Consider the following 2,344-nt stretch of genomic DNA (forward strand, 5'->3'; position numbering starts at 1 on the left):
CTCCCTAACCCTCCCTTTATAAAGGCTACGGTGTACACACAAGTTATCGAATCACCATTATTCCTCAAATTACCCCTCCCTAACCCTCCCCGATGCTTTGGGGAGGGAACTAATTCTTCCGGTTTTCCCCATTTATTTACAAGGGGGGTAATTTAACTTGTGTGTACACGATAGCCTTATAAAGGGGAGGGAACTAGATTTTTATTGTTTCCCCCTTTACAAGGGGAAAGGGGGGGACTATAGCAAATAAACATTGGATTTGAGAACTTTGATCAGTTTATTGCCCATGATAAGAAAAAAGACAGGCAAAAAGCCTGTCAAATAACCGATGATCTAGCAAAGAATTTGTAATCATTCTCAACAGTGATTTTTCAGATTTATGAAGTATCTAAATCAAATAAATCACACCAATCATAGTTATGATTTAGAAATTCATTTCCGCAGCTTGGACTTTTTCTACTTGTTTCTTCTTGAGAACTAGCATGATTTGTGCCATCATCACTAAACAGATAAAAGCAACTAACCATGTAACTCTAGAAGAGTCTTGCAAAACAATTTCTGCATCTCTTTGACCAAAACCACCAACATTGGGGTTGTTGGTTAAAGCATCACCAATGGCAACGGCTTGTCCTTGAGTCACAATTAATTCAGGTCCAACGGGAACTGTATCGGTAACGACATCACCAGTTGCGGTTGTGATGCTGATTAGATTCTTAACGTTACCGTCTTCATCTTCTGTTTGAGCAATTTTGCTAATTGTACCGGCAGCAGAAGCGTTGAATAAGTTATTATTGCTCTTCTCACCTGTGGGGTAAACTTGTCCACGTCCGCGATTACCGCCTACATGAACAGAGTATTTGCCAAAGTGGATATTTTTGTCTGTGGCGGGGTTAGGAGAAAGAATCGGGAAGACGATTTCTTGATATTCTTCACCGGGTAATGGACCAACAATGACAACATTATCTGTGGTGTCGTTGTAAGGGGTGAATGTCATATCACCCACTTCTGCTTTCATTTCTTCAGGAATGCGATCTTCTGGGGCAATCTTGAAGCCTTCGGGCAACATTAATACAGCACCAACATTTAAACCAACCTTAGAACCATCAGCACCAACTTGTTGCACGGTGGTATCGTAAGGGATTTTGACAACGGCTTTAAATACAGTGTCAGGAAGTACAGATTGCGGAATTTCTACTTCTGTGGGTTTAGCAGCTAGGTGACAGTTAGCGCAAACAATTCGCCCTGTGGCTTCGCGGGGGGTGGCAGGAGCGGTTTGTTGCGCCCAAAAGGGATAGGCGGCAGCAGTTTGTGGGACGGCTATATCGCTAGTGAATAAAAAGGTAACAGTAGCGATCGCTATTAGCAATGTCTTAACCATTGCTTTAGCAGTGCGAGTTAATTTCGCAGGTGTAAGGGCATTTCTCATCTCTATAAAGTCATTTGTCAGTGGTTATTGGTCATTTGTCATTGGTCAGTAGTCATTGGTCAAGAGTTGATAAAAAGCCCTAGATTGTTGACTGGAGACTAATGCATTAAGCCCACCAAGCGGCATCCCCGGTGCGGAAATCGGTTTCTGTCCAAGGTGTGAGTAGAATTTTGTCGTCTTCTACGTTGGCATGGGCTAGAGCTAAGGATTTTGGTGCAGGACCACGAATTACTTTACCAGTAGCGTCATATTGTGAACCATGACAAGGGCATTTAAACTTATTCTCAGCCACGTTCCAAGGTACAACACAACCTAAATGGGTACAAATAGCATTAATCCCGTAGTCAGCGATCGCTTCTTTACTTTCCACCACAATATAGGTAGGATCTCCCTTGAGTCCTTGCACCAGAGTGCGATCGCCTACATTATGACTATCCAGAAACTTGCTCACACTAACATCATTACCTAGTTCATTCTTGGCTACAGTACCGCCACCAGCACCACCACTAGCAGGAGGGATAAAGTAGTTAATAACAGGGTACAATGCACCCAAGGCCACCCCGGTAACAGTCCCGAAAGTGAGCAGGTTCATAAACTGACGACGACCCATATCGGGAACGTCTGTAATTTCTGAAAATTGAGCCATAATCTCCGCGCTGTTTGTGTAATTTATTAATCATTTTGACAAGAGTACCAGCACAAGAGCCACTCTCATCTGAATTGAAATCATAACGCTCATAGCGATGCCATAATTCTTAGTTGCAAGACATAGTGAGCATCTCTTCCGTTAGCATTACATTTCTTTATATCCCTATCATACTGGAGTCACGGAACTTAATATCATAACTAAATGTAAAATCTAGATAAGCTAAGGGAACAGGGAATAGGGAATAGGGAACAGGGCAGGGGGCAGGGGGC

The 2,344-nt window shown here is 42.8% G+C and carries 2 protein-coding genes; both read right to left on the reverse strand.

What is annotated here, in order from left to right:
* Window positions 1-424: 424 nt before the first annotated feature.
* Window positions 425-1,426 (reverse strand): cytochrome f, encoded by a 1,002-nt coding sequence (gene petA / locus IQ228_RS24830; RefSeq protein ID WP_027401613.1) that lies wholly within the window; start codon window positions 1,424-1,426, stop codon window positions 425-427.
* Between the two features lie 106 nt (window positions 1,427-1,532).
* Window positions 1,533-2,072 carry a cytochrome b6-f complex iron-sulfur subunit gene (petC, locus tag IQ228_RS24835; protein WP_027401612.1) on the reverse strand — a complete coding sequence of 180 codons (540 nt, stop codon included), beginning with the start codon at window positions 2,070-2,072 and terminating at the stop codon, window positions 1,533-1,535.
* Window positions 2,073-2,344: the final 272 nt, after the last annotated feature.

Source organism: Dolichospermum sp. LEGE 00246, from assembly GCF_015207865.1.
Classification (GTDB): domain Bacteria; phylum Cyanobacteriota; class Cyanobacteriia; order Cyanobacteriales; family Nostocaceae; genus Dolichospermum; species Dolichospermum heterosporum.